We start from the raw sequence: 25,696 nt of genomic DNA, 5'->3' as shown, positions 1-25,696 counted from the left end.
AGAACCCGAGCGTGCGGCCTTGCCGGCGGAGGCCGGCATGTCCTGCCGGCTGGTGGAGGAGGATCTGGGATGACAGCCGAATCCTTCCCGTCCAGCGCCGACGAGTCGGGCACCGAGCCGTCCCGGCGGATCGGTCTGCTGGATGTGCTGAGCATTGCCGCGGTGGTCCTCGACACCAGCGGGCGCATCGTGTTCTGGACCCCGCAGGCCGAGGAGCTCTTCGGCTACACCGCGGAAGAGGCCCTGGGCGAGTACGCAGCGCGACTGTTCATACACCCGGAGCACCTGCAGGCCGTCCAGAGTCTGTTCGCGGAGGTGATGGCGACCGGCCGGAGCTGGGCCGGCGCCTTCCCCATCCGGCACAAGGACGGCAGCACGCGCCTGATGGAGTTCCGCAACATGCGGCTGCTGGACGATCTCGGGGATGTCTACGCCCTCGGCATCGCGGCCGACCACAACCTGCTCCAGCGCGTCGAGACCGACCTGGCCCTGTCCGAGAGGCTGATCAACCAGTCCCCGATCGGCCTCGCCCTCCTGGACCCCGACCTGCGCTATCTCCTGGTCAATCCCGCGCTGGAGCGCATCGACGGCATACCCGCCGAAGACCACATCGGCCGCCATCTGAGGGAGACCCTGCCCTTCACCGACGTCGAGACCATCGAGTCCGCCCTGCGCCAGGTACTCACCACCGGCACCCCCCTGCTCGACCAGTACCACGTGGGCCGCCCCCCGACCGACCCCGACCACGACCACGCCTGGTCCCTGTCCTTCTACCGGATGGAGGACCCGGGCGGGCGAGTCCTGGGCGCCGCCACCTCGGTCGTCGACGTCACCGAGCGGCACCGCGCGGCCATCGAGGCCGACCGGGCCCGACGCCGCCTGGCCCTCATCGCCGACGCCTCCACCCGCGTCGGCACCACATTGGAGGTGGAGCAGACCGCCCACGAACTGGCCGAGATCGCCACCCCCGAACTCGCCGACGTGGTCGCCGTGGACATTCTCGACTCGGCACTGGCTTGCCGCCGCGCACGCAAACCGGACAACGGCCCGGAGCTCTTCCGCGCGGTCGCCCTCAAAGCGGCCCATCCCACCGTGGCCCTGCACGCCGCCGACGCTCCCGGTGACCTCGCCGCCTACGACGGCGACCGCCTGGTCACCCTGTGCGTCCACACCGGCCGACCGGTCCTGGTACGACACGTCGGCAACCACGATCTGCGGCGCATCGCCCGCGATGACGAGGCCACCACGCTCCTGGCCCGCGCCGGCGTCCACTCCTATCTCGCCGTACCGCTCATCGCCCACGGCGAGGTGCTCGGCGCCCTCGACCTCAAGCGCACCCGCAACCCGCTCCCGTTCGACGACGACGACGTCGTGCTGGCCACTGAGCTCGCCAGCCGCGCCGCCGTGGCCATCGACAACGCCCGCTGGTTCCAGAGCGTGCGCAACACCGCCCTCACCCTCCAGCGCAGCCTGCTGCCCGACCACCCGCCGCACCAGACAGGCCTGGAGCTCGCCTCCCGCTACCAGCCCGCCCAGGCCACCAGCGAGGTCGGCGGCGACTGGTACGACGTCATCCCGCTGACCGACGACAAGACCGCGCTGGTCGTCGGCGACGTCATGGGCAACGGCATCGACGCCGCCGCCACCATGGGCCGGCTGCGCACCGCCACGTGCGCCTACGCAGACCTCGACCTCGCCCCGGACGCAGTGCTCCAGCACCTGGACAAAATCACCTGCGACCTGGAGCACTACATCGTCACCTGCCTCTACGCCGTGTACGACCCCCACACAAGGCAGTGCCGCATCGCCAACGCAGGACACATGCCACCCGCCCTGGCCCGCCCCGGCCAGGCCCCCGCACTGCTCGACCTGCCCGCCGGAGCCCCGCTCGGCGTCGGCGGCATCACCTTCGAGACCACGACGCTGGACCTCGGCCCCGGTGACCTGCTGGTCCTCTACACCGACGGCCTTGTCGAGACCCGGCAACACCCCATCGACGACCGCCTGAACGTGCTTCTCACCTTCCTCGACGAGCCCCAACGACCGCTCGAAGAGACCTGCGACCTCCTGCTGTACGGCCTGCGCCACCCCGACGACCACGACGACGTCGCCCTCCTCGTGGCCCGGACCCTCTAAGTCCCCCTCCCCTGCCGCGCCTGGCTCCAACGAATCGAGCACCTCCAGCCAGGCTTGGGAGTTTGGAACGTCTCCTGCCGAACGAGCAACGCAGGGCGAGCCCGCGACGCCTGAGGCTGGGGGGGCGGGGGTGGCCGTGCCGCGGAATCGCCACGTGAGCGGACTCGTGACGTCCCCATTGGCCCATACGAATGATTCGCCGGCGCCGCCGGGTGAACGATGGGACTGTGTGCCCCGCGCCGACGGCAGCCGGCCGCTCGCGACCATTAACGTCGCCTCTTGTGTCGATGAGCCATGCCTTTGTGAACCTGAAACCCGGAGTGGGCAAGACGACCAGCGCGGTCTGGTTGGCTCACGCGCTTCACGAATCGGGCTTCTCACCGCTACTCGTGGACAGCGACCCCGCGTCCTCCGCGCTGCGTTGGAGCGAACTGGCAGGTGGCTTCCCGTTTCCCGTGATCGCCCTTCCTGTGGGCGACGTGCACCGGCGCGTCAACGACTTCCTCGGCAACAGGCAGGCCGTCGTGTTCGACGCCCCGCAGCTGGAGGACCACGCCCACATCGCCCGGAGCATCATGCGGTACGCGAGCGAGTGGATCGTGCCGGTGACCCCGGCCCCCATCGAGCTGGATCGCATGGCACCTATTGGGCGCGAGATGGGCGACGTACAGTCCCTGCGCGCCCAGCCGGCCCGCGCCACTGTCCTGCTGAACCGCACAAACCGTCCCGAGGCCACGCGCACGGGTCCCGACGCCGACGCCCGCGAAGCTCTCACCGAGCGAGGCTTCGACGTGTTGTCCACCCATATCCCACGGCTCGACTTGTACTCCCAGTCGTTCGGCAGCCCGGTCGAGGTCAAAGGCTCGGCGTACATGGACCTCGCAGACGAACTCATCAAGCGTCAGGACAAGATGTGAATCAGCGCAAGGACACCTACCGAGCCGCATTGCAGCGCGAACCGGACGTCGCCGCCGCTTCCCGCCACACCAAGGTCACTCAGCTGCACACCCGATACGTCCGAGTGACCATCGAGCTGGACCCCGCCTTGCCACGTGACCTCACCCGGTGGGTGAGACCACCTGTGTCCGCGCTCCTGCGCGCGGCCGCCGCTGTACTGCGCCCCTGAAGAGGACACAAACAGTCCGGCTCAACGCCGTCGTACAGCGCACCGGACACGACCCGCACCAAGCATGGTCACCTCCGGCGGACCGCCGGTGCCGTGCTGATCGTCATTGATGGCGGCGATCTGCACGGTGGCCTCGTAGCGGACGGCGAGCTTGTCGTACCTCGTGGCTAACGGGCGGTGTCGCTTGAGTTGTTGATCCCGCACTCGACCGCGTGACGTTGCTTGTAGTGCGTGGACACGCATAGCCAGGAACCGTAGCGTTCGAGCACGTCCCGCCAGGGCGCACCGACCCGCACCCGCCAGCGCGCCGTGTCGACCAAATGCCGCCGCAGGTGAACGGGCCGCCGCCCCGGTCCCGCCCCGACCGGCAGCAACGGTCCGAGCACCGCCCACTGAGCGTCGGTCAGATCAAAGCGGACGCCAGCCGGCATCGTCTGCGTCAGAGGTCTCCGGCACTGAGTGGTCATGTTGGGCGACGACATCACCTACCGGAAACAAGTTCGGCAAGGTGGTGCAACGAGTTGGTGAGATGGTCAGGGCCGAACGGAGGGAACTGGATGCCGCGCTCGCGGATGAACTGCGGCACCGCCGACCAGTCGTAGGTGAGCGTGACCTCGGTCTCGGACGGACCGAGCGGCGCAAGGTCGTAACGCCAGATCCAGCCGCCGAACTCCAGGTGACCGTCGCCCTGCTGCTGCCCCGTCAGCCAGCCAATGGCACGCGGCGGATCGAACATCTGGACCTTGTTGACCACCTGGTAGTCACCGTTTGGATGGTTGGCGTGGTACATGTCCATCCGGAAAATCTGCCCCACCTCGGTCAGCGGCGTCCGGTCGACAGATTCCTGAACCCAGCCGGTGCCATCGATCGCGGAATGGATCGTCGGGTCCGCCAGCACCGCGAACACCTTCTCGGCGGGCGCAGTGACAGTCAGGGTGGCGCTCACGTTCTCCTGGTCCACGGTGTGCACGCTCCTTGTCATCTCATCTCAGGCCTCCCGCAGGCGCGGAGGGGAACGTTCCCAACATGCAGACGACGCGGCGAGGCGGAACTCATCGGTCGTGTGGGCGGAACCCGCACCCGGGTTCTCGACCTCGCCCACGAAGGCGCGAATCCATTCCTGTGGCGGACGAGGGCTGCTACCGGAACCAGCCCTCGTCGGCCCACTCAGGAATGGCTCTGACGCCGCACACCGAGCGCGCTGTGCGACACGTCGTCGATCGCGCGCGTGTGTCAGCCGCCCAATGCCGCCGAGACCACGGCTTTCGCCTCCTCCTGTACCTGGCGGAGGTGATCGGTTCCGAGGAAGGACTCGGCGTAGATCTTGTAGACGTCCTCGGTGCCCGACGGGCGGGCCGCGAACCACGCGTTGGCGGTGGTCACCTTGATGCCGCCGATGGGCGCGCCGTTGCCCGGAGCCTCGGTGAGGACCGCGGTGACCGCTTCTCCGGCAAGGGTGTCCGTGGTGACCTGTGCGGGCGAGAGCTTCGCGAGGAGGGCTTTCTCCTCGCGGGAGGCCGGGGCGTCGATGCGCTCGTACGCGGGCTCGCCGAAGCGTTCGGTCAGTGTGGCGTAGTGCTCCGACGGCGTCTTCCCGGTCACCGCGGTGATCTCGGAGGCGAGCAGGGCCAGGATGATGCCGTCCTTGTCGGTGGTCCACACCGAGCCGTCGCGGCGCAGGAACGACGCGCCGGCCGACTCCTCGCCGCCGAACCCGAGTGAGCCGCTGACCAGCCCGTCCACGAACCACTTGAATCCCACGGGCACTTCGACCAGTCGACGGCCCAGGTCGGCGGCGACCCGGTCGATCATCCCGGACGACACGAGCGTCTTGCCGATCCCCGTGTCCGCGGGCCACTGCTCCCGGTGGGAGTACAGGTAGGAGATGGCGGCGGCGAGGTAGTGGTTGGGGTTCATGAGCCCGGCGTCCGGTGTGACGATCCCGTGGCGGTCGGCGTCGGCGTCGTTGCCCGTGGCGATCTGGAAGCGGTCGCGCTGCTCGATGAGCGAGGCCATGGCATAGGGCGACGAACAGTCCATGCGGATCTTGCCGTCCCAGTCCAGCGTCATGAATCGCCAGGTGGGGTCGGTGAGCGGGTTGACCACGGTCAGGTCGAGCGCATGCTGTTCGGCGATCCGTCCCCAGTAGGCGACCGAGGCCCCGCCCAGGGGGTCCGCGCCGATGCGTACCCCGGCCGCGCGGATCGCGTCCAGGTCCAGCACGTTCGGCAGGTCGGCCACGTAGCTGCCGAGGAAGTCGTAGCGGCCGGTGCCGGGGGCGGTCAGCGCCCTGGCGTAGGGAATGCGCCGTACGTCCTTGAGGCCGGCCGCGATGAGTTCGTTGGCCCGGTCCTGGATCCAGGAGGTCGCCTCGGAGCCTGCCGGGCCGCCGTTCGGCGGGTTGTACTTGAAGCCACCGTCGGCGGGCGGGTTGTGGGACGGGGTGACCACGACCCCGTCCGCGAGGCCCGAGGACCGTCCGCGGTTGTGGGCGAGAATGGCGTGCGAAACCGCCGGAGTGGGCGTGTAGCCGTCCGCGCTGTCGAGCAGCACCGACACCTCGTTGGCCGCGAACACCTCCAGGGCAGTGACTTTCGCGGGCTCCGACAGCGCATGGGTGTCGGCGCCCAGGAAGAGGGGGCCGTCGATGCCCTGGCTGTCGCGGTACTCGCAGATGGCCTGGCTTGTCGCGGCGATGTGGTCCTCGTTGAACGCGGTCGCCAGTGACGACCCGCGGTGTCCGGACGTGCCGAAGGCGACGCGCTGGCCGGGCTCTGCCGGGTCGGGGTGGAGCGCGTAGTACGCGGTGACCAACCGGGCGATGTCGACGAGATCCTCGGGGCCTGCCGGACTGCCCGCTCGCTCGTGCTGCATGTGCCCGCACCTCCACATCGGTTTTTCTTCGTTTGTGGTCTCATCTTTCCTCAGCGAACGCCGCGGCCGTGTGCGGGGAGGATGACTCCAGGCGCGCCGGGAGGCGCTCTCGGCACAACCGCGCCGGGCCGCCCTCCGCGGGACAGCCGCGGAGACTGCTGCGTGAGGACGGGAGCGCCTCACTGCGTTCCGTACTGTCGCCGTCGGCCGTCGTCGGCCGCAGGCGGCGGCGTGGCCGATGGATTCCCGAGGTGTTCCAGGACTTCCACCAGCTCTTGGCAGGCCAGTTCCACTGAGCGTCTTGTATTGCGCTGCTCAGTGATCACGGCGGAGAGGAGCAGCGCGGTCAGGGCCATGGATCCGTTGAAGGCCTGGAGCTTCATCATCACCTCGACGTCACTCAGCCGGGCGAACGGGCCGACGCCGTCCGTGGCCGCGATGGTGGCCATGACGGAGGCGAAGAGGGCGCACAGCACGCTGCCCGTATGCGGGAAACGCAGTGCCGCCCAGATCAGCAGCGGATAGACGAGGAACAGCAGACTGATCGGACTGTGCGTGGCCAGCGGCACGAGGACGCCGGCCACCAGAGTCATCGCCGTCGCCTCCTTCCATCGCGACAGGTTCAGAGGCCGGCGTGCCACGTACAGCATGAGAAGCACGGGGGCGACGATCAGGACACCCATCGCGTCGCCCACCCACCATCCCAACCAGACCGTCCAGAAGCCGTCCGCGGCGAGCTTGCCCGTGAGGACCAGAAGGCCGACGCCAACGGTCGCGCTGATCAGCATGCTGACCAGGGCACCCAGGAACACCAGTGCGACGCCATCGCGCAAGCGGTCGAGCTCCATACGGAACCCCACCTTGCGCAGCATGAGATACGCGCAGACCGGGGCGACGGTATTGCCCGCGACGATGCCGATCGCGGAGGGCTCGAACGAGGTGAGGGACAGGATGACGAGGAGGGCACCGATTGCGATCCCGGGCCAGCAACGGATCCCGAAGATCAACAGACTGGCCACCGCCACGCCCGTGGGCGGCCAGATGGGCGTGAACACCGCGCCCTCGACAACGAGCTGCCGCAGGAGTCCCAGCCGCCCCGCCGCGTAATAGCAGGCCGCGACCGCCAGCGTCTGGAGAGCGACGACGACCGGTCGGCGCAGCTCAGGTGTAGCCACCACAGCAGCCATCAGACACCTACGCCATCATGTCGGCGAGGCGAGAGTGGCGTCCGGCCCTACGGTTGACGGCCGGCCGCGTCGTGGCCGACCACCAGTACGGCCGCGTCGTCCTCGTGTCCCACGCGCTCGGCACCCTTGATCACCGCGGCGGCGAGCGAGCTTGCCGACATACCCGCCACGGCGGCGATACCCGCGAGCCGTACCACCTGGTCGAGCCCCTCGTCGACACTCACCGAAGGCCCCTCCACCACACCATCGGTCAGCAGCACGAACACTCCGCCCGTGGTGAGCCGGTACCGGGTCACCGGGTACTCCATGCCCACCTGGATGCCGAGCGGCGGCCCTCCTTCGTCCTCGGCGATGCCGGATTTTCCGTCCGCCGTCGCCCAGACACAAGGGATGTGTCCGGCCCGCGCGCTCTCCAGCACTCCAGTGGACGGGTCGAGCCGCATGAACGTGCAGGTGGCGAAGAGCCCGGCGCCGATCGACAGCAGGAGTTCGTTCGTCCGGGCGAGGAGTTCTCCCGGCTCGCTCGTGACGGAGGCGAGCGCGCGCAGGCCGACCCGGACCTGACCCATGAACGCGGCCGCCTCGATGTTGTGCCCCTGAACGTCGCCGATGGAGAGACCGATGCGTTCATCGGGCAGCTTGAAGGCGTCGTACCAGTCTCCGCCCACATTGAGGCCGTAGCAGGCCGGCGCGTACTGGACGGCCACGTCGAACCCGGGTGCGGTCGGCATGTCTACCGGCAGCATGCCGCGTTGCAGCTCGATGGCCAGCTCGACCTGTGAGCGCTGGAACTCCGCGCGTTCACGCGCCTGAGCGGTCAGCCACCCGAGTCTGGCCAGCAGCTCGTCACCGTCGCCCGTCGGGCGCTTGCGGGACATCGACCACCCCGGGAGGAAAGCTGCACTATCAAGGCAAAAGTATGGATTGCTCCTCAATCAGATGATAACGACACGGGCGGCGCGCGACCCGACAACGATGCTCACACTGGCCGAGCGCCGCTCGTCCGCGCTTACGCGCACCGGTCTCAGACATCTCGCAGAAAGGTGGCGAGCGGGTGGGCTGTGGCGTCGTTCGTGGGCCGTGACAGGTGTACCGCGGTGTGGAAGTAACCTGCGGTCTCCTTCCCACAAGGATCCTCGCCGGCGGCGGTCACCGCGTTAATGGCATGCCGCTGCTCGCGCGCGCTCGTGAAGCGGCGTTGCGGGTACGTCGGGGCAGCCGCCTTCTCGGTGATCAGACCGTAGGGCGTCAGCCCGTCGGCGATGGGCTGGTAGGAGCCCGTACGCAGAACGAACGCCGCGACCCACACCTGTCGCTGGGCGGCGGCAAGGAGCGGCTGGAAGGTGCGGGGGGACAGGAAGCTGACTCCGCCCGTGATGGTGATCAGCCGTGTGGGCTGCGCGGCGCGCCGGAAGGCAGCGGTGGGAGAAGCCACTTCCAGGTTCTCGGCGAAGCCCTCGTCCAGCAGACCGACGGCGAGCGCGTAGTCGATGGCGTTCGCAGCTGTGTCGAGTCCGATCACTCGGACCGCGTCGGGACGTCGATGTGCTGCGTAGTAGGCCCGGTCCCACTTGATCAGCTCAGCCGTGGTGAGCGCTGCTGCCTGAGGGGACGTGTAGTGGGCATACAGGTCTTCCAGCGTCAGATCGTGGTTGAGGAGGGCCGCGTTGATGCCGTACGAGCAGCAGATGTCCAGCACTGTGACCGGGTCGGTGGCGCGGGCGGTTCGCGCGCGGGCTGCGGCCATGCGGCGGAACACCCCCTGGGCGTGCTGAGGCGTCTGGTAGTCCCAGCGGCCCAGGACGCGAAAGAAGTCTCTGGGGTCCGGCTGGTCGTAGATCTCGTCGAACGAAGTCATTTCCTCCTGGCTGGAGGCGGCCCGCTCCTCGGGTTTGGTGATCCTCAGATCGCTCTCGCCGGTGCTCCCCGTATGAGTCATCGCATGTGTTCCCTCTCGATCGATCTGGACCCCGCCTTGTACATCGTCAAGCAGTAGTGCTTGACCCGCAGGTGAGGAAGGGGGCGTCGACGAAACCAGCCATGCCGTGCACGGTCACTTCTTGAGCGCTTGACTTCGAGCGTTCTCCAAGGCCTAGCGTCGCGGTCATGAGTGCTTCAACGCGGCCGACGACCACGGTCGGCGAGCGCGAGGGGGCCGTTCGTGGGACTGGGGTATCCGATGAAGGTGCTGGTGACCGGCGGGACGAGCGGACTGGGACTCGCGATGGCCTCCGCCCTGGCCACGGCGGGAGCGACGGTCGCGCTGACCGGCCGATCCGGCCGGCGCGCGAGCTCGGCCGCCGCCGAACTGCCGGGGGCGGTCGGCATCGAGATGGACGTGCGAGACGAGTCATCGGTGGCCAGGGCGGTCGACCAGGCGTGGTCGCGGCTCGGCGCATCGACATGCTGGTGAACAACGCCGGGATCGGCATGCGCACCGTCAACCCGCGCTTCATGACGCACCCGCAGGGCTTCTGGGAGGTGCCGGTCGACGGCTTCCGTGCGGTGATCGAGACCAATCTGACCGGCTACTTCCTGGTGGCCCGCGAGGTCACGCCGCGCATGTTGGCCGCCGGCGGCGGCCGCATCGTCAACATCTCGGTGAGTGATTCGACCATGCACCGGGCCGGGTTCGTCCCCTACGGGCCGTCGCGTGCCGGCAGCGAGTCGCTGTCCCGGATCATGGCCGCCGACCTGCGCGACACGGGCATCACCGTCAACCTGCTCCTGCCCGGGGGCCCGACCGTAACGGGGATGCTCCCCCTCGACACCATGCCCGAGGGCCGGGAGTTCCTGGAGCCCACGGTGATGGGCCCGCCCATCGTCTGGCTGGCGTCCGACTACGCGGTCGGCGTGCATGACGAGCGCATCGTCGCCGTTGAATTCGAGGGCTGGCTGCGTGACAGGAAGGGCGGGCGGTGAGACGTCCTCGCCGATGTCCAGGGTGCGTGGCGGCCAGGCGCAGGCCTGACCAACCCTGCGAACCCTCACGGCCGACAGTCGGGCTTTCGATCACTTGACTTGGGCGGCGATAGCCTGCGCACAGTCCAGGGACTCCGTGTGCGTGGTGTCCACCTCCAGGTCGTAGACCACGCCCCGGTGAACCATCTCCGCCTGCGATGCGGCCATTCCCTGGCCCCGATCCCCGCGGGCGATCTCGCGGCCCGCGGCGACCGTACTCTCGCACCTGACGCCAACCCACAGCACGTCCAGTCCGCCCAAAGCCTTCTGCCACCGCTCCTGGGACGTGGCTCCGCCGAGGAAGACGTCATCGACGATGACCCGGGCACCTGCACGGGCCATCGCGGCAACCCCCTCCATCCACGCTGCTTCCAGCGCCCGGAACGCCGATCCGACATTCACACCGCCATCCGCGGCGAATTCGATTCCTGCGTCCGATGTCTGCAGGGAAGCGGGCATCGCCTCAATCAGCGAGTCGACCGCGGCGGCAAGCCACGGATCCCGCAGTACCGCCTGCAGACACCGGACGATCCCGGACTTGCCCGAGCTGGACCCGCCGTTCAACACGATCACCTGAGTTGTCATCAGGTCACGCTAGAGGCAACCGCCACGGCACTCGAAGCGATTTTCTCTGCGGGTCCGGCGCTCCTCGCAGCCGTCGACCCGCAGTGTCTTCCCGTCCATCCGTCACATTCTCCCGTCGGGGTCCGTCAGTGAAGTGACGAAGCAACACGACCCCCTAGATGGACGGGACAACACGATGCTGACAAACATCATGTATGTGACGCTGCATGTCACCGATCAAGACCGCGCGCTGACGTTCTATACGGATCAGCTCGGCCTGGAGAAGCGCGTCGACCATCCGGGTCCTGAAGGACGCTTCCTGACCATAGGCGTCCCTGGCAGTTCACTCGAGATCATCCTTTGGCCTCGCCCTGCCGCCTCGGGGCAGTCGGCCGAAGTGGAGCCGGGCACCGGGCTTGGTGCGGTCTTCCTGGAATCGGACGATCTGAGGAAGGACTTCACGGTGCTTCGCGACCGCGGTGTGACATTCGACCGGCCCGAACCGGAGGACTACGCGTTCGGCGTCCGCATCGAGGCGGTGGATCCGGACGGCAACCAGATCTCGCTGCGCCAGCGCAGCCGGGCAAGCGGTAGCGATGGCTGACCGTCCGTAGGTTCCCGCGTGGCCGGCGCCGCACGGTGCCGGCCACGCCACGGTCCGGGGCCCCGTTTATGGGGTGCGCGTGTGTGTTCATCAGCTGACCCTGGAGCGCGCGCCGGTCCAGAAACGGTGGCCTATCAGCCCTGTCAGTGCCCACTGCCATGATGACCGGCAGCATCGACAAGACGGGGGCATCACATGGTTGAGCGGGCCGCGCGGCGGATCGCCGAGGGGATCATCGCGAGCGCGCCGGCAGGCTGGACGCGGGCGATACTGACCAGCACGGCGGGCCGGGGCGGAGTCTCGGTGTCCGGCGGCTACACCGTCCCCGGCACACCCCTGTGGCGCAGCCCGGTGCCCAGCCCCTTCACGGAACTGGGCAACCTGGCGGAGGCGTTGAGGAAGGTCCGGGGCTGGGAGCGGACCAGCATGGAGATCGAGTGCCGGCCGTCCGGCGAGTACGGACTGGTCGCGACCACGGACGCGATCACCAGCCTGCGCGGACGGGACGGCGGTTTCCAGGCCGTCCTGGACACCGACTACCGGCTCCCCCAGCCCGGTTGCGAGCATGAGGAGGGTACGGCCGCTCCGGAGGGCGATCCCGAGCTGGCGGTGGCGCGGTTCCGGGAGTACATGAGGCGGCGAGCCGCAATCCTGGGGCGGCCCGAGCAACTGCCGCCGCCCGCGTCCGCAGCGGCCCTCGACCAGGCCGAACGCCGCATCGGCCGACCGCTGCCCGCCGATCTGCGGGCGCTGTACATGATCGCCGACGGCGACGGCATCGACTACGAACAGCGGTACCTGTTCGGACGCCACGCCTGGCTGGCGCTGGAGGCCATGGTCGCCATCCACGCCGCCCAGCGCGAACCGGTCTGGTACGGCTGGGAGTTGGCCTGGAAATCGATCGTCTTCGACCCCGACCCGCCCGGCACCGTCCGGCGCTGCGGCGGGCACCCTGCCTGGCTGCCCTTCGGCACCGGCGAGGACGGCAACTATCTGGCGGTGGACCTGTCCCCTGCCCGGAACGGCCGCCCCGGGCAGGTCATCTGTATCGGCCGCGACTACCACGACGGTCCGGCCCACGTCGCCGACTCGGTGACCTCGCTGCTCGGCCACTACCTGGAGTTGCTGGAGCAGGGAGCCCACGAGGAGGACGGCGACTACATCTCCCTGCTGGAGCCCGCCCGCAGATTTGGCCCCCACAGGATCATCGGCGAGATCCCCGACGAGATCCCGCCCACCCTTCAGGCCATCCACGTCAACGGCGCCGTCGGCCCGGTCGATCTCACCCCGCTCATCGCCGGACCGAACCTGCGCCTGCTGCACCTCAACCGCTGCGCCACAGCCGACCTGGCGCCGATTCGCACACTGCCCATCGAGTCGCTGCGCGTGACCCTGGACGGCGGTGACCTCACCCCGCTCGAAGGCCACCGCGATCTCACCTCTCTGGATCTGGGGACCACCGGCCCTCTCGACATCGCCCCGCTGCGCACCGTCCCGAACCTGCGCGGGCTGGACCTCTCCAGGGCCGACGTCCGCGACTTGACCGTCCTCGCCGACCTGCCCGACCTGCGATACCTGTCCCTCACCGCACGGCAGTGGACCGTCCTGCTGGACGACGGCAAGGTGCCGCCCACCCTCGCTGCCGCCCGCCTGGCCGACGACGACGCCCCGCTCGACGAGGCCCTGGCTTGGTCGGCCCGCCTCGGCCTCGACACCGGGGACGCGCTCCGCACCACCGGCATCCTCGAATCCGACGGCGGGTGATTCCCGGCATGTGATCGGCGTCAACGGCCTCAGGCACACCCGTTGCCGAGGACGGCGAACACTATGAACAGAAGTGATCGAACCATGGTCCAACGGCACGCCTGTTCCTAGCATCGCGGCGCGAGGATGCGCCGACGAAAGCAAGGAGCAAGACCTTGATCAGGCGGAAACCACCCCAGCACACAGGCACAAGACTCCGTAAGGGATTTCGCACGGTTTTGGCCGTCGGTGCGGCGAGCCTCGTCGTCGCTGCGCTCACAGGCGCGACGCCTGCCGCGACGGCTGCAACGACGGCTGCCGCAACACCTGCTGCGACGGACTCTCAACGCCCCACAACCGCCCCGTGCCCGGTCGATCTCGTCGAAAAGGCGAATTGCTACACCGGTAGGGACTCCAACGGCGCCTACTACGCGATCGCCGTTCCCAAGCACTGGAACGGATCGCTCATCGTGCACGCCCACGGCGGCCCCGACCTGGGCGACGGCTCTGACCCCGAGCGCAGCCTCGACGACCTGGGGCGGTGGGCAGTCATGGTCGACCAGGGCTATGCCTGGGCCGGTTCGTCCTACCGCCGCGGCGGCTACGGCACGCGGATGGCCGCCGCCGACACCGAGAACGTGCGCCGTCTGTTCGTCTCCGAGTTCGGCAGCCCGAAGCGGACGTATGTGCACGGCCAGTCCTGGGGCGGAAACGTCGCGGCCAAGGTCGTGGAACTCTACGGCGGAAAGAACGGCCCCTACGACGGGGCGCTGCTCACCAACGGAGTCCTGGCCGGCGGCTCCCGCGGCTACGACTACCGCGTCGACCTGCGGGTGGTCTACCAGTACTACTGCCACAACCTCCCCCGGCCCACCGAACCTCAGTACCCGCTGTGGCAAGGACTGCGGGCCGACTCCACTCTGACGACCAACGGCCTGCGTGCCCGCCTCCAGGAGTGCACCGGCTACGCCTCCGCCCGTGAGGACCGCACGACGCAGCAGCAGCGCAACCTCGACGACATCCTCGCCGTGACGAGAATCCCGGAGCGCACCCTGGAGTCCCATCTGCGCTTCGCCACCTTCACGTTCCGCGACCTGGTCCACAACCGCCTCGGCGGCCGTAACCCGTTCGGCAATCAGGGGGTGTCGTACGCCGGATCGCACGACGACGAGGCGCTCAACGCCGGAGTCGAGCGGTTCTCCGCCGATCCGACCGCGGTCCGGGACCTGTCCTACGACAGCGACCTCACGGGCAAAATCGCCCTCCCGGTGCTCACCCTGCACGCGATCGACGACCCGACGGCGTTCGTCGAGCACGAGGCGGCCTACCGTGCCACCCTTCAGGGCGCCCACCGGGACAAGTACCTCGTGCAGACATTCACCGAGGAACACGACCACAGCCAACTGAGCGACTCCGAGTACGCCAACTCCCTCTCCGCTCTGGACACATGGGTCCGCACCGGAAGGAAGCCGAACCCGCGGTCGATCGCGGCGTCCTGCGCCACGTTCGACCGCGCCTACGGCACGGGATGCTTCTACGACCCGGGCTTCCACCCCTCGCCGTACGCCTCCCGTGTCGCCGCCCGCCCGGGCGGACTCGGCTGGCCGGCCTTGACCACGGCACAGGAGAAGGCCTGGAGCCGCATCGACGGCGTCGGCATAGCCCCGTAGGACACAATCGGCATAGCCCTGTAGGACACAAGCCGGGAGGATCCGGGGCCGGTCTGTTCCTCCTGAAGCCGGCGGTCATGGGCCTGGGGTGAGCGTGCGATCGGGTGCTCGTGGTGGAGGCTGAGGGTCAGGGGCGGTTCCGGCCCCACGTCTGCAGGGCGTAGGGCCGGCCCTTCTCCTCACCCGTGATCAGCGGCACGTCGAGCAGGTGGAAGCCCGCCTTGGTGGCCACGGCGACGCTGGCGGCGTTCTCGGCTTCCAGCTCCAGGATCACCTGACGCACGCCCAGCTGCTCGAAGGCGTACGCGGCCATCACCCGCACCGCCCGCGCCGCCAGCCCCTGGCCGCGGTGCGCCGGGCCGACCGCGTAGCCGAGCTCCGTGCCCTCGGGGGCACGCCGCAGCATCACCTCGCCGAGCGGTGCGCCGCCGTCGACGGTGATGGCGAGCAGGATGGTCGTGCCCTCCGCCCGCAGCTGCCGGTCCCGGTCCAGCCGTGCGCGGGCGGCCGCGTCGTCGAAGGGGGAGACGATCGGCGTCCAGTACGCGATGTCGGGATGGTCGAACAGCTCCGGCATCGCGGCCAGGTCCGCCTCCGTCCAGTCGCGGAGGACGAGACCCTCTCCCGAGAGCTCGATCCGCTCGGGAAAGGACGATGTGGTGCTGCTCATGGTGGGGGACCTCCCTGGCTTGTTCAGGACGAGGCAGGATAACCGGGGGCTGACCTTCAGTGGTGGCCCGGGACATGATGACGGTCATGACGTTGTCGACGGCGTTTACGAAGCTGTTCGGTGTGCGGCATCCGATCGCGCTGGCGCCGATGGGTGGTTCGGCCGGTGGTGAACTGGCGGCGGCCGTCTCGCGCGGCGGGGGGCTCGGGTTGCTGGGCTCCGGGAACGGGGACGCGGACTGGCTGGCCCGAGAGGTGCCCATCGTGGCGAAGGGCACCACGGGCCCCTGGGGTGTCGGCTTGTGGACCTGGGCGATCGACGTCGGCGCGGTCGAGCGGGTACTGGAGCACGGCCCCAGGGCGGTGATGTTGTCCTTCGGGGACCCGAGCCCTTTCGCCGAGCGCATCCGCCGGGCGGGCGCGGCACTGATCCTTCAGGTCACCGACCTGGAGGAGGCCAGGCAGGCGGGGGACCTGGGCGCCGACTTCATCGTGGCGCAGGGCACAGAGAGCGGTGGACACGGCTCCCGGCACGGACGGTCCACCTTGCCGTTCGTGCCGTTGGTGGTGGACCTGGCGGCACCCGTTCCGGTGCTGGCGGCCGGCGGGATCGCCGACGGCCGCGGCGTGGCCGCCGCCCTGGCCCTGGGTGCGGCGGGGGCGGTCATCGGCACCCGCTTCCAGGCCACGGCCGAAGCCGTGGTCCACCCGGCGATCACCACCGCGATCGTCGAGGGACGCGGGCAGGACACGGAGCGAAACCGTGTCCTCGACATCGCCCGCGGCTCCCAGTGGCCCGCGCGGTACACCGCTCGCACCCTGGGCCATCGCTACCTTGACCAATGGCGGGGCCGGGAAGCGGAACTCGCCGCGGATCCCCAGGTGCAACAGGCCTACCAGGACGACGTGGCACGAGGCGAGGTTCCCCCGCTGCCCGTATGGGCCGGCGAGGCGGTCGACCTCATCACCGACCTCCCCCATGCAGCGGACCTCGTCGCCGCCCTGGCCGCGCAGGCCGAGGACGCCCTGGCCCGAGCCGGGAGGCACTGACCGAGAGCGCCCGCCCCGCTGTCCTCTTCGCCGCGGCCCCCGGTTGTCAGCCGTGCCCAACGGAGAACGCCGGCACCGTGCCGGCTAGGGCCTCTTCGGCGGATCTTGACTGACCGTCGCCAAAAGGCTTGCGACCAGGGGGCTTGGGTCGTTCTTGCGCCAGGCGACGGCGACTCGGGTGCGGGCGGTGCTGGGCTCGATCCCGCGGAAGGCGATGCCTTTGAGGCGGATGCGCCGGATGCTCGCCGGGGCGAGGGAGACGCCCAGGCCGGTTTCCACCAGGGCGCAGACGGTCTGCCACTCCACGGCGTGCTGGGCCACCCGGGGCGTGAAGCCCGACGCGGTGCACAAGCCGACGATCTGGTCGTGCAGCCGCGGGCCGGCGTGACGGGGCAGCAGCACGAAGGGCGAGTCCGCCAACTGCCCTACCCGGATGGTCCGCTGGGCCGCGAGCGGATGCGCGGAGGGCAGCACGGCCACGAAGGGCTCAGTGAGTACGGTCTTGAAGCCGAGCTGTGTTTCGTCGGTGGGCGGCTCGCGCAGCAGGCCGATGTCGATGGTCTTGTCGTGCAGGGCCGCGAGTTGCGGTGCGGTGGTCATCTCGTGGATGTCCAGGTGCACGGCGGGGAACCGCTCCCGGAAGGTTCGCAGCACGCCGGGCAGGACGGTCAGGGCGAGGGAGGCGGCGAAGCCGATCCGCAAACGGCCGGCCCGACCGCTGCCCATGTCCCGGGCCGCGGCGAGGCCGTCCGCGAGGTCGGCGAGGGCTCGCCGGGCCGCGGGCAGCAGTCGCCGGCCCGCCGGGGTGAGGGTGACGCGTCCCGGTTCGCGATGGAAGAGCGGGTGGCCGACCTTGTCCTCCAGGCGGCGGATCTGCTGGCTCAGGGGCGGTTGTGCGATGCCCAGAAGGGCGGCCGCGTGGCCGAAGTGGAGTTCCTCGGCGAGCACGATGAAGGCGTGCAGCTGCTGCAGGGGAAGTTCGGGGCGCTCCATACGCCTAGAGATATCAGGTCATGCCTGTTGCAGTATTAGACGTATCCGCGCTGGTTGCTTAGCGTTCCGCGCATGACAGAGCGACGTGCGATCCTCAGCGGCTCGACGTTCGAGGAGCAGATCGGCTATGCCCGTGCCGTGGTCGACGGCGACTGGGTTCACGTGTCCGGGACGACCGGTTTCGACTACGCCACCATGACCATCTCCGACGACGTGGTGGAGCAGACCGCGCAGTGCCTGCGCAATATCGAGGCCGCGCTGGCCGAGGCGCAGTGCGGCTTCGCCGATGTCGTGCGGGTGCGGTATCTGCTGCCCGACCGCGAGGACTTCGAGCCCTGCTGGCCGGTCCTGCGCCGCTGCTTCGGCGAGGTCCGGCCGGCCGCCACGATGCTGATGTGCGAACTTTTCGATCCCCGTATGAAGATCGAGATCGAGGTGTACGCGCGACGGGCCACCGCGTAACAGGCTGCGCGAACGGGCCGGCGGATGGAGGTGTCGTGCCCCGGGGGCGACTACCTGGTGGAACACACCGAGTACATGGCAGCGTGACCCTCCTCCCCGAAACGCCGATGGAAGGATCCGCCATGTCCGACCTCGACAGCCAGACCGCCTACTGGGACGCCGCCGCGGCGACGAAACGGTTCACGCACCCGCTGCACACACCGTGGCTGGACGGCGTGGGCCGAAGCGCCGCGATCCTCGACTACGGCTGCGGCTACGGACGAACCCTCGAAGAGCTGGAACAGCAGGGCTTCGGCAATCTCTCCGGCGTCGATACATCGCCAGGGATGATCACCCGGGCCCGCGGCCTGCACCCCGCGATGCGCTTCGCGGTGCTGGACACACCGCCGACACTGGCCTGGGCGGACGCGAGCGTCGACGTGGTCGTGCTCTTCGCGGTGCTGACCTGCATCCCCGGCGACGAAGCCCAGCGGCGCCTGATCGGCGAGCTGCACCGCGTACTCAAGCCCGGCGCACTGCTCTACCTCAGCGACCTGCCGCTTCAGGACGACCGGCGCAACCGCGAGCGCTACGCGCGATTCGCCGAACAGTACGGCACCTACGGGGTGTTCGAGACCAGCGACGGCGCGGTCTGCCGCCACCACGCGACCGACTGGTTCACCTCCCTGCTCGCCGAATTCGAGACGGTCGACACCCGACGGACCACCGTGAACACCATGAACGGCCATGAATCGGCGGGGCTGCAGATCCTCGCCCGCAAGGCGGCCTCACGTCACCAGGCTCCTCCCCGCCGAAAATGAGATGCGAGCACCAACCGGCACTGCCAGGCTGCGCCGGTGAATCATGAACAGATATCCAAGCTCGCCCACGCCGACCACCCGATCAAGTCGCCCGTCGACGACGACTCCGTACGCCGGCTTCTGGAACGCGGCCTGCCGCCCGGCAGCAAGCGTGTACTCGACCTTGGTTGCGGCGGCGGGGAATGGCTTCTGCGCGCTCTCGCCGCAGACCCTCAGCTGTACGCCGAGGGCGTCGACGTCTCCGAGGACTCCCTGGCGGACGCCCGCCAGGCCGCGATCCGCCTCGGCGTCGAGGATCGCCTCGTACTCCACCACCAGGAAGCCGAAGGCTTCACCTCCCCGCACTCTTTCGACCTGGTGCTCAGTGTCGGGGCCACGCACGCCTTCGGCGGCCTGCTGCCCACTCTCGCGGCGGCACGCACTCATCTGGCACCCGGGGGACGCGTACTGATCGGTGAGGGCTTCTGGGACCGCGAGCCCTCCCCCGAAGCCATCGAGACGCTCGGGGACTACGCCGACCTGGCGACCACGGTGGACCTTGTCGTCGCCGACGGATGGACTCCTGTCCACGGCCATGTCAGCACACGCGGCGAACTGGACGACTACGAGTGGGCCTGCTGGGGCTCGCTCGCCGCATGGGCCCTGGATCACCCTGCCGACCCGGACAGCTCTCAGGTCCTTGAGACAGCGACCGCCCGACGCTCGGAATGGCTGCGCGTCTACCGTGACGCCTGGGGCTTCGTCAGCCTGATCCTGCGTCAAACATCCCACTGACACGGGAAGGCCCGCCCGGCGAGCGGAGTGTGCATCCACGCGTCGGGCGGGCCGAGTTCCCGGTGTCGCGTCGCTCAGTCGATGACGCGGTCGGCGTCGGCCGGCGGGCGCGGTGCCGGGTGGCGTCCCGTCCGCTCGGCGGCGGGCGCCGCGAGCAGGACCGTCAGTGCGAGCAACGGCACCGCGCCGCGCCGCGCAGGAGGACGGCCACGGCGAGCACGAGGCACAGCGCGAAGCCACCTCACTCGCCCAGGAGCCCACAGCGAACGGCGCTCGGGTCGTGAGCGAACGGCGGGAGGGTGCCGAGCTTCTTGTAGGGCAGAGCACCGGCACCCTCGCGCCTGTCAGTCGACGGCGGCTCCGGTCACGGGAACTGAGTGACCTTCGACGGAACGGTGTCCGTCCCTGATGTGGGGGCGCCGGTGTCATTGATGACGTGGGCGTACTGGCCCTTGCCGCCCAGGGAGATCACGAGGATGTCGTGCATCTTGATCCCCGTTTTCACGGGCACCTGGAAGCCGTGGGCCTGCACGATCGTAGGGTCCGACGTGTAGTTGCAGTAGCTTCCCAGGCCCCATGCCTCGTGTACGGCGACGGAATCGGCGACCTTGTAGGCCGCGTAGCCGACGATGCCGTCATGGGTGATGGCAGCCGCGTTGGGCGCGTCGTACGCCTTCTCGTTCTGGAAGAAGATCGTCCGTCCGCGTTCGCCGTTCCACAGCACGTCGTACTTGTTGAAGTGTTCGACGAACAGGCCGGTCGCGAGGACGTCGTCGCCGTTGACGCGCAGGCCGTAGTCCGCCCGGTTGGTGTCCCATCCGACCCCGTCGCCGTGGTCGGCGCGCCAGAGCCAGGTGTGATCGATGACGACGTCGTCGCTGTTGACGACAACAGAGTTGGTGGCGAGGCCGGGGCCCGCGCCGCCGATGCGTACGAACACGTCCTGCACGGTGGTGGGGTTGGCGGAGTGGTCGGCGGAGGCGTCGGACGGGCCGATCTGCAGCAGGGTGTCCGAGTTGGTGCGTCCGGCGTCGATAAGGAATCCGGCGAGCTTGACGCCGTCCACGTCCGCCACGTGCAGGGCGTCGATGCCGTTGTCCGGCACGATCGTGGCCAGGCCGAGGCCGAGGACGACGGTGTTGGCGCGGGTCACGTTGATCGTCTGGTCGAGGTGGTAGACGCCCGGGGTGAAGAGGAGGTTGAGGCCCTGGGCGAGGGCCGTGTTGATGGTCGCCGCGGTCGCGCCGGGCTTGACGACGTAGAACTGGTCCAGCGGTATGGACGTACCGGCGGTGTTGGGCCAGGAAACGCCGCGGGCGCTCGTGCGCTTGGCCGGTACGAACACCTTGTACGCGCTGCCGTCCAGGTAGAGGAAGGGCTTCTCGCGGGAGACCGGGGTGGTGTCCAGGGTCGTGTACGGGCCGCTGTCGAAGTTGGTCGCCGGGGCTCCCTGCACACCGGTGAACGTCATGTTCCACACGCCGTTGGTCCAGCCTCCGACCGAGCTGTCACGCGTGTACCACTGCTGCTGGGAGTACGGGCCGACCGTACCGTCGATCTTGGAGTCGGCGATGTATCCGCCCGACGCCCATCCGTAGCCGGCCGGGGCGAGGTTGAGCCCGCCCTGCACGTGGATACGGCGGAAGGGCGCGGCCTGGGCCACCGCCCAGCGGTCGGTGCCGTTGGAGGGAGTGAGCGAGAGGTTCTCCGCCGAACGCCAGAAGTTCTGGGTGGCGTTGCCGTTGAACCAGCCCGCGTCCACGGTGATGTCACCGTTGATATGGGTGTCGTCGGGGTTGAGGCCGAGCCCGGAGATTGAGGTGTAGAAGCCGAGTTGGGCGTTGATGCCGTTGTAGGTGCCGGGCTTCAGCAGGAACTGGTAGCGGCCCGAGCCGAACTGGCTCGATTCCTGCTGGGCGAAGACCTGGTCGAACTGCTGCTGCAGATTGGGCGTCGACGGGTCCACGACGATGACATTGGGGCCGAGGTCGCCGCCGCCTTGCACGGGCGGAGTGCCTCCTGAACCGGTGTGGACGGCGACCTCCCACAGCGAGTACCCGTAACCGGTGGCCCGGGCCGTCCCGTAGATCCGTACGTAGCGGCCCTGCCCGGAGACATCGTAGGAAGCTGTGCCCCCGGTGCCGTCGGTGACGGTCTTGAGGGTGGTCCAGTTCTGGCCGTCCGTGGAGGCCTGGATCTGGAACGCCTTGCCGTACGCCGTCTCCCAGTTGAGGTCGATTCCGCAGAGGTCCTGGGCTGTTCCCAGGTCGGCCTGGACCCACTGCGGGTCGGAGGCCTGGCTGGACCAGCGTGTGCCGGTGTTGCCGTCGAAGGCCGCGGACGCCGGGGTTCCGGCGTTCTCGGTGGAGGAGGCGGTGGCCGGCCGGCCCTGCGCCGCGTTGGCCGAGTCGCAGGTGGTGGGCGGTGTCGTGCCGGTGTCGCCGTAGACCTGGAACTCCCACAGGGAGTAGCCCCATTGGGTGGCGCGGTGGACGCCGTACATCCGTACGTAGCGGCCCTGGCCGGAGACGTCGAGGCTGTCCACTCCCCCGTCGCCGCCGGTCACGGTCTTGATGTCGGTCCAGGTGCTCCCGTCCGGGGAGATCTGGACGCGGTAGTCGCTGCCGTACGCCGCTTCCCAGTTGAGGACGACCTTGGTGACCGAGGCCGTGGTGCCGAGGTCGACCTGCAACCACTGGGTGTCGGTCGCGGCCGACGACCACCGGGTCGCGGTGTTGCCGTCGACGGCGTAGGGGGCGGGGGTGCCCGCGTTCTCGTCGGACGAGGACGTGGCCGTCTTGCCCTGGGACAGCGGTAGGTCGGCAGCGGCGGCCGGTCTTTGCAGGGGCAGGGTGATGAGCGCGGCCATGGCGGCGAGCGCGACACCCAAGGCTCTGAGTCTCATGTCGTGGCTCCATGCGGGTGGGGTGAAGAGCAGAGCGAACACAACGCGTTCGGAACGGACGGGTCAGCTCCGTCCCTCTTGACGCCTGGGGGTGAACCGGCTTCCCGTGGCGCTTAGTTCACGGTTTGATTTAAGTAATGAGCCATCAAGGGGGCAAGCCCTCTGACGCGAATTTCTTCATCTCCTACGCGCGGCGGCGCCGCGCTGATATCGGGGTGCGAACTGGCTCGGGAGGGTGTCACAGTCACTGTCGTGACCTTGATGGACGTGCTCGTCGACTTCGCCCGCACTGGCCGGATCGGGCCCCTGAGCTGCGGAATGTCCCTGGCTGAGGCTGAAGACTTCCTCGGCCCGGGGCGCCCGCACCCCGCCCACATCCTTAAAGGGCCCGATATCGACGGCTACCCGTACTCCTGGGCCGGTCTGCGGCTATCGGTCACTCAGCGGGCCGTCAGTGGAATCTGGATCGACCTCTGGCCCGGCTCGACCGCCAGACTTCCGCCGCTCGTCCTGCCCGATTCCGAGTCATTCGGCGCCACCGTCCTCCGCGAGGAGCTGATCGCCGCCCTGGACGCCGCAGGCTGCCGGCATGCGGTCAACAGCACTCTCACTTTCGGCCGGCAGTCAAGCCTGATCACCCAACCCGCTGACGTGTGCGCGGTCTTCAGCCTGCCGGGACGGGACAACCACGTGCCGCACCGTGATCGGCACTACCTCGACGTGATGCACAAGCACACGGTTGGTGCATAAGCTCGGTACGTGGGTCGCCGTGGGCATGGATGTACTCCTGTGGTGCACAGGCCGATTCCTTGGGGGTTGCCTTGACCGACTCCAGCCGTCGACACCGCCCGTACATCGCAGTGGCCGGGCCGGGCGAAGCAACTGCCCGGGAGACAGAGCTGGCCCGGCAGGTCGGCGGACTGCTGGCGCAGCGTGGTGCGGTCGTCGTGTGCGGCGGGCTCGGCGGTGTCATGCAGGCCTGTGCCGAGGGCGCCGGCGCGGCGGGCGGCACCGTCGTCGGCGTACTGCCCGGCGGAGACCGAACCGCTGCCAACCCGTACCTGACCGTCGCCCTGGCGACCGGTCTGGGGGAACTGCGCAACGGCGTCCTGGTGAATACCTGCGATGCCCTCATCGCGGTGGGAGGCAGCTGGGGAACGCTCAGTGAGGTGGCGCTGGCGCTGCACGCAGGCAAGCCGGTTGCCGCGCTGCGCAGTTGGACTCCGCCGGCCGGGGCCGCTGCCTCTGGGCAGGCCCGACTGCTGGTCGAGGTCTCGACGCCCGCCGAGGCCGTCGACCACGTACTGTCGCGTCGTTGACGGATTGCGACACACAGACCGCGTGAACCTCTTCCAGCAGACGGGGCTCAGCAACAGCCGGCCTCGGCGGTGCCTGAGGCAGCGCCCGAGGCGGTGCCCGCACCGGTGACGGCTTCGAGGCGGCAGAAGCAGGAGGCCTCGATCGGTACGTCCGCGACGGCGAGCGCGATCTTCAGCTGTTGGGCCACGATCTGCGCCTCCCCCACCTTGCCCAGACGGACGAGGCACTCGTGGAAGCCGTGCAGGGCCCAGACGTTGCCGGGGTGTTGCGAGGCCCGGGGCAGGGTGCCGTCGAGTCCCAGGTCGGCCCGGTAGACGGCTTCCGCCTCCGCCACGCGCCCCTGTTCGAGGAGCAGCGCTCCGTACGCGTGTCGAGTGGGCTGCATCCAGCCCCACGGCTCGTCGTAGGGAAGGCTGTCGTCCAGCGCGATCGACCGCTCCAGCATGGCGAAGGCGATGTCGTGATGGCCCTTGCGGTACTCCAGTTCTCCGTCGAGCATCGCCGACGCGATCGCGAGGATGTCGGCGCAGGTGTTGTTGAACAACATGCGTGTCTGCGGGACACGGGAAACCGCCGCACGGAACCTCTCGCGCTCGTCCTCGGCCTCGGCGATCCTGCCGGTGGCCGAGAGAGCGACGCCGCGCGCGTAATGAAGCATCGCCGTCGTCACGCAGTACAGCCGCGGTTCCGCGGGCATCGGCAGCCGCAGGATGTCGGACCAGCGGCCGAAGCGGATCAGGACATGGACCCGCATCGCGAGGAAGCCCTCCAGCCAGTCCGCCATGGGCGGACTCTGCACCCGCAGCAGTTCTTCCGGGATGGACGCCTCGAGTTGCGCGGCGGTGTCCAGGGCGGTCGTCGACTGGCCGAGGAACATCGCCCCGTAGATCTTGAAGTGATAGTCGTGTGACCGGTAGAGCGTGTAGAAGTTCATCGCACCGGCGCGCGCGTGGAACTTCTCGTCGGCGACGATCGCGCGGCTGTTGTCCGCCACCACGCGCCGGTAGTCGCCGCACAGCACGTCCAGATGCGTGGGCATGTGCTGAAGATGGCCGGCGTCGGGCACCAGGCCGCGCAGCCGGTCCGCGACGGGCAGGGCGGTCTCGGGGGTGGACGACATCTCCATGAGGTGGATGTACAGGTGCAGGACCCCGGGGTGCTCCTTCCCCGCCTCGGTGGCAAGCGCCCGCTCCAGTACGGCCTTGGCCTCCACCGTGCGGGCGCCCTCGGCCGGTTCGCCGGTCCGCAGGTTCCACAGTTGCCAGGGCGTGAGGTTCATCAGCGCGTCGGCATGGAGCGTGGCGACATCGAGGTCGTCGGGGGCGAGTTCGTACACGCCGCGCATGCTGTCCGCGTAGGGCTCGTTCCACACCGAGCAGTCCTCGACGGGTTCCGCCCGCGGGTAGCGAGCCCGCAGCGCACGGATCAAGGCCTGTTCGACGGGGGTGGCGCCGTCCGCCTTCTCCTGGGCGAGCCGCACAGCGGCGTGGGTACGCTCGACGGTACGGGCCAGGTCCGCGCCGTCGAAGAACTCCCAGGGCTTGTTGTAGTTCGGGCCCAGGGCGTAGGCGATGCCCCAGTAGGCCATGGCGCAGTCGGGATCCGCCGCGGCGGCGGCCTCGAAACAGGAGACGGCTTCCTCATGGTGGAAGGCGTACGCCCAGATCAACCCGCGGTCGAACCACGTCTGGGCAGCGGAGGAGGACGTCGTCACGGGGCGGTGGTGGGTGCCGAGATCGTAGTAGTCCATCCTGCTCTCCCTGAAGGTACGGTCGACCAGGCGGCGGGTACGAGTCCATCCTCCACGAGGGACATGTGGACACGCCATGCTCGGCACATGCCGTCCCCTCCAGGGTCA

At 69.0% G+C, this 25,696-nt stretch carries 23 protein-coding genes and 1 pseudogene; 13 read left to right on the top strand and 11 right to left on the bottom strand.

From position 1 onward, the window contains the following. The first annotated feature begins 69 nt into the window (after window positions 1–69). From OG975_RS45525 to OG975_RS45515, 3 genes are all read left to right on the top strand, one after another. Window positions 70–2,136 (top strand): SpoIIE family protein phosphatase, encoded by a 2,067-nt coding sequence (locus OG975_RS45525; protein ID WP_406335631.1) that lies wholly within the window; start codon window positions 70–72, stop codon window positions 2,134–2,136. 287 nt (window positions 2,137–2,423) lie between these two features. Continuing rightward, window positions 2,424–3,053: an AAA family ATPase gene (locus tag OG975_RS45520; protein WP_406335630.1), complete on the top strand. Its 630-nt coding sequence runs from the start codon at window positions 2,424–2,426 to the stop codon at window positions 3,051–3,053. Further along, complete coding sequence (locus OG975_RS45515; RefSeq protein WP_406335629.1) at window positions 3,050–3,262, top strand: hypothetical protein; 213 nt, start codon at window positions 3,050–3,052, stop codon at window positions 3,260–3,262. Before OG975_RS45520 ends, OG975_RS45515 begins: the two co-directional genes overlap by 4 nt. A gap of 167 nt (window positions 3,263–3,429) precedes the next feature. On the opposite strand, the gene OG975_RS45510 is transcribed toward OG975_RS45515, so the two are convergent. The 6 genes from OG975_RS45510 to OG975_RS45485 form a co-directional block, all read right to left on the bottom strand. Beyond that, window positions 3,430–3,693 (bottom strand): transposase, encoded by a 264-nt coding sequence (locus OG975_RS45510; protein ID WP_406336747.1) that lies wholly within the window; start codon window positions 3,691–3,693, stop codon window positions 3,430–3,432. A 50-nt stretch (window positions 3,694–3,743) separates the two neighbouring features. Next, a complete protein-coding gene (locus OG975_RS45505) occupies window positions 3,744–4,223 on the bottom strand; it encodes an SRPBCC family protein (protein WP_406335628.1) in 480 nt (159 codons plus the stop codon). Window positions 4,224–4,495: 272 nt separating this feature from the next. Then, window positions 4,496–6,136, bottom strand: coding sequence for a phosphoglucomutase (alpha-D-glucose-1,6-bisphosphate-dependent) (gene pgm / locus OG975_RS45500; RefSeq protein WP_406335626.1), 1,641 nt, complete (start codon window positions 6,134–6,136; stop codon window positions 4,496–4,498). Between the two features lie 179 nt (window positions 6,137–6,315). Further along, on the bottom strand, window positions 6,316–7,323 hold the full coding sequence (locus OG975_RS45495; protein WP_406335625.1) for an MASE1 domain-containing protein: 1,008 nt from the start codon (window positions 7,321–7,323) through the stop codon (window positions 6,316–6,318). Window positions 7,324–7,370: 47 nt separating this feature from the next. Then, entirely contained in the window at window positions 7,371–8,201 is an 831-nt protein-coding gene (locus OG975_RS45490) for a PP2C family protein-serine/threonine phosphatase (protein ID WP_406335624.1), read from the bottom strand. Between the two features lie 146 nt (window positions 8,202–8,347). Next, window positions 8,348–9,262: a hypothetical protein gene (locus OG975_RS45485; RefSeq protein ID WP_406335623.1), complete on the bottom strand. Its 915-nt coding sequence runs from the start codon at window positions 9,260–9,262 to the stop codon at window positions 8,348–8,350. Between the two features lie 240 nt (window positions 9,263–9,502). Here OG975_RS45485 and OG975_RS45480 point away from each other — a divergent pair. Then, window positions 9,503–10,245: pseudogene (locus tag OG975_RS45480) on the top strand (SDR family NAD(P)-dependent oxidoreductase). A 90-nt stretch (window positions 10,246–10,335) separates the two neighbouring features. Here OG975_RS45480 and cpt read toward each other — a convergent pair. Then, window positions 10,336–10,869, bottom strand: a complete 534-nt coding sequence (gene cpt / locus OG975_RS45475) for a chloramphenicol phosphotransferase CPT (RefSeq protein WP_406335622.1) — start codon at window positions 10,867–10,869, stop codon at window positions 10,336–10,338. Window positions 10,870–11,044: 175 nt separating this feature from the next. Between cpt and OG975_RS45470 the strand changes: the two genes are divergently transcribed. The 3 genes from OG975_RS45470 (at window position 11,045) to OG975_RS45460 (ending at window position 14,865) form a co-directional block, all read left to right on the top strand. After that, a complete protein-coding gene (locus tag OG975_RS45470; RefSeq protein ID WP_406335620.1) occupies window positions 11,045–11,452 on the top strand; it encodes a VOC family protein in 408 nt (135 codons plus the stop codon). Between the two features lie 195 nt (window positions 11,453–11,647). Further along, window positions 11,648–13,216: an SMI1/KNR4 family protein gene (locus tag OG975_RS45465; protein WP_406335618.1), complete on the top strand. Its 1,569-nt coding sequence runs from the start codon at window positions 11,648–11,650 to the stop codon at window positions 13,214–13,216. 218 nt (window positions 13,217–13,434) lie between these two features. Continuing rightward, window positions 13,435–14,865 (top strand): hypothetical protein, encoded by a 1,431-nt coding sequence (locus OG975_RS45460; RefSeq protein WP_406335617.1) that lies wholly within the window; start codon window positions 13,435–13,437, stop codon window positions 14,863–14,865. 127 nt (window positions 14,866–14,992) lie between these two features. Here OG975_RS45460 and OG975_RS45455 read toward each other — a convergent pair whose 3' ends face one another. Beyond that, window positions 14,993–15,535 (bottom strand): GNAT family N-acetyltransferase, encoded by a 543-nt coding sequence (locus OG975_RS45455; protein WP_406335616.1) that lies wholly within the window; start codon window positions 15,533–15,535, stop codon window positions 14,993–14,995. An 86-nt stretch (window positions 15,536–15,621) separates the two neighbouring features. Here OG975_RS45455 and OG975_RS45450 point away from each other — a divergent pair, with 86 nt between their 5' ends. Beyond that, window positions 15,622–16,584 carry a nitronate monooxygenase gene (locus OG975_RS45450; protein WP_406335615.1) on the top strand — a complete coding sequence of 321 codons (963 nt, stop codon included), beginning with the start codon at window positions 15,622–15,624 and terminating at the stop codon, window positions 16,582–16,584. An 84-nt stretch (window positions 16,585–16,668) separates the two neighbouring features. Here OG975_RS45450 and OG975_RS45445 read toward each other — a convergent pair whose 3' ends face one another. Then, window positions 16,669–17,577, bottom strand: a complete 909-nt coding sequence (locus OG975_RS45445) for a LysR family transcriptional regulator (RefSeq protein WP_406335613.1) — start codon at window positions 17,575–17,577, stop codon at window positions 16,669–16,671. Window positions 17,578–17,649: 72 nt separating this feature from the next. Here OG975_RS45445 and OG975_RS45440 point away from each other — a divergent pair, with 72 nt between their 5' ends. The 3 genes from OG975_RS45440 to OG975_RS45430 all read left to right on the top strand — a co-directional run bounded on the left by OG975_RS45440 (window position 17,650) and on the right by OG975_RS45430 (window position 19,613). Further along, entirely contained in the window at window positions 17,650–18,039 is a 390-nt protein-coding gene (locus OG975_RS45440) for a RidA family protein (protein ID WP_406335611.1), read from the top strand. A gap of 122 nt (window positions 18,040–18,161) precedes the next feature. Continuing rightward, complete coding sequence (locus OG975_RS45435; protein ID WP_406335609.1) at window positions 18,162–18,839, top strand: class I SAM-dependent methyltransferase; 678 nt, start codon at window positions 18,162–18,164, stop codon at window positions 18,837–18,839. Between the two features lie 36 nt (window positions 18,840–18,875). Further along, the gene (locus OG975_RS45430) at window positions 18,876–19,613 is read left to right on the top strand and encodes an SAM-dependent methyltransferase (protein WP_406335608.1); all 738 of its coding nucleotides are present in this window, start codon (window positions 18,876–18,878) and stop codon (window positions 19,611–19,613) included. Between the two features lie 364 nt (window positions 19,614–19,977). Here OG975_RS45430 and OG975_RS45425 read toward each other — a convergent pair whose 3' ends face one another. Further along, entirely contained in the window at window positions 19,978–22,518 is a 2,541-nt protein-coding gene (locus OG975_RS45425; protein WP_406335607.1) for a discoidin domain-containing protein, read from the bottom strand. Window positions 22,519–22,770: 252 nt separating this feature from the next. Between OG975_RS45425 and OG975_RS45420 the strand changes: the two genes are divergently transcribed. Further along, window positions 22,771–23,268, top strand: a complete 498-nt coding sequence (locus OG975_RS45420; RefSeq protein ID WP_406335606.1) for a hypothetical protein — start codon at window positions 22,771–22,773, stop codon at window positions 23,266–23,268. A gap of 71 nt (window positions 23,269–23,339) precedes the next feature. Beyond that, on the top strand, window positions 23,340–23,837 hold the full coding sequence (locus tag OG975_RS45415; protein ID WP_406335605.1) for a TIGR00725 family protein: 498 nt from the start codon (window positions 23,340–23,342) through the stop codon (window positions 23,835–23,837). 47 nt (window positions 23,838–23,884) lie between these two features. Here OG975_RS45415 and OG975_RS45410 read toward each other — a convergent pair whose 3' ends face one another. Continuing rightward, a complete protein-coding gene (locus tag OG975_RS45410) occupies window positions 23,885–25,588 on the bottom strand; it encodes a hypothetical protein (RefSeq protein WP_406335603.1) in 1,704 nt (567 codons plus the stop codon). Window positions 25,589–25,696: the final 108 nt, after the last annotated feature.

It is taken from the genome of Streptomyces sp. NBC_00203, from assembly GCF_045206325.1.
In the GTDB taxonomy this organism is placed as follows: Bacteria; Actinomycetota; Actinomycetes; order Streptomycetales; family Streptomycetaceae; genus Streptomyces; species Streptomyces lutosisoli.
Note: the sequence above shows the minus strand (reverse complement) of the source record. Positions and strands in the feature narration are given on the sequence as shown.